Annotated in this window: 2 protein-coding genes; one reads left to right on the top strand and one right to left on the bottom strand. The window is 73.8% G+C overall.

The annotated features are described in order from the left end of the window. Positions 1–25: 25 nt before the first annotated feature. Positions 26–745, bottom strand: a complete 720-nt coding sequence (locus H5J29_RS31775) for a hypothetical protein (RefSeq protein WP_181784616.1) — start codon at positions 743–745, stop codon at positions 26–28. Positions 746–1,031: 286 nt separating this feature from the next. On the opposite strand from H5J29_RS31775, the gene H5J29_RS31770 reads away from it, so the two are divergent. Next, complete coding sequence (locus H5J29_RS31770; RefSeq protein WP_181784615.1) at positions 1,032–1,535, top strand: 2'-5' RNA ligase family protein; 504 nt, start codon at positions 1,032–1,034, stop codon at positions 1,533–1,535. Positions 1,536–1,667: the final 132 nt, after the last annotated feature.

Genomic DNA, 1,667 nt, shown 5'->3' with positions numbered 1-1,667 from the left:
GCCCGGCGAGCGTCACCCATGTCCCCTAGAGGGTCGGGAGGCCCGGGGCGCCGATCGAGCCGGTGACGCCGTCGAGGACGCCCGAGACGCCGTCGATCAGGTCGCCGACCGGGGTCGGGTCGATGGCGTCGTCCACGACGTTCACGATCTCCTCCACCGGCGGGGTGTCGTCCACGACGCCGTCCACCACGTCGGTCACCGGGTCGACGAGGCCGCCGAGCGGCGTGTCGCCGGTCGCCGTGTCGAGGAGGGCCTCGGTCGAGTCGACCGCGTTCTCGATCGGGCCCACGGGGAAGCCGCCGTCACCGGGGAAGCCGCCGCCGGGGCCGCCGTCACCGGGGAAGCCGCCGCCCGGGAAGCCGTCGGGGCCGTCGTCGTCGAGGCCGCCGCCGGGCAGGCCGGGGAACTCGAAGCCCGGGGGCAGGTCCGGTCCGCCGGGCCCACCGTTCCCACCGGGGCCGCTCCACTCGTAGTCCCAGCTGCTCGAGCGGTCGTGCCCGCCGTCGCCGTGCGCGCCCTTGTGGTGGTCGTCCCGGCCCTCGTCGGCGTGCGTCTCGTGGTCCGACTTGTGATCGGCCTTGTGATCGGCCTTGTGATCGGCCTTGTGGTCCGACTTGTGGTCGGCGGTGTCCGCCTTGTGCTCGTCGTGGCCGCTGTACTCCCCGGCGGCGGCGAGTCCGGTGGCGGTCAGGGCGATCGGGAGTGCGGTGGCGCCGACCAGCACGGCGCGCAGCGACGTACGCATGCGGATCTCCTCTTCGGTCATCGGGTCCGTCGCCGTCCGCGTGTGCGGCCGATCGCCGGAGCCCGTGCTGGACCCAACGGACGACCCCTCCGTCTGCGACTCGGCGCAACCCGGTCGGGGGACCTCAGATGCGCCCATTCGACCCATCCGGGTGGACGCTCCGTTACTTCGGAAAAACGAGAACACCTGAGTGGAGCAATCGACGACCCTTCGAGATCACTCACCGCATCCACGCCGGGAGCGAGCTCGGCCGGCGAGGTACGGCACACGCGGGCAGGCTGACCGGGTGCCCCCGCTCGTTGTGACCGCCGTCGTGGCCGAGCCCGTGCAGGAGGCCTTGGACGCGCTGCGGCGCAGGCACTTCCCACCGGACCGCAACCACCTCGACGCCCACGTCACGCTCTTCCACGCCCTGCCTGCGGAGCACGAGGCCGCGGTCGCCGCGGCGCTGGCCGCGGCCACGGAGCGTCCCGGACCCGAGGCGGTCGTGGGGGTGCCGAGGCTGCTGGGGCGCGGTGTCGCGCTCCGGGTCGAGTCGCCCGCCCTGCTCGCCCTGCGCGCAGACCTCGCGCACCGGTGGGACCCGTGGCTCACCCGCCAGGACCGCGGGAAGCGCGAGCTGCACGTGACGGTGCAGAACAAGGTCGATCCCGAGCAGGCCCGAGCCCTGTACGCCGACCTCGCGACGCGCCCCGTGGACCACACTCACGTCACGGCACTCGCGCTGTGGCGCTACCGCGGCGGCCCGTGGGAGCCGGTCCGGCGCTATCCCTTCGGCCCAGCGCGGTGATCACCAGGCCTTCGAGTGCTGCTCAGCCGGTGCAGCCCCGGCCGTCCCCGTCGCCGTCGAGCTTGTAGCGGTCCGGTCCGGTCACGCGGACGGGACCGGCGACGTCGGCGCAGTTCAGGTCCGCGACCACGG

The sequence above is a fragment of the Pseudonocardia pini genome (genome assembly GCF_013870575.1).
In the GTDB taxonomy this organism is placed as follows: Bacteria; Actinomycetota; Actinomycetes; order Mycobacteriales; family Pseudonocardiaceae; genus Pseudonocardia; species Pseudonocardia pini.
The sequence above is the reverse complement of the archived record's forward strand: the minus strand, read 5'-3'. Positions and strand labels throughout refer to the sequence as shown.

Bases quoted from the DNA above. Each gene is read 5' to 3' on its own strand.
- H5J29_RS31775 (WP_181784616.1), bottom strand. From the start codon at position 745: ATGCGTACGTCGCTGCGCGCCGTGCTGGTCGGCGCCACCGCACTCCCG.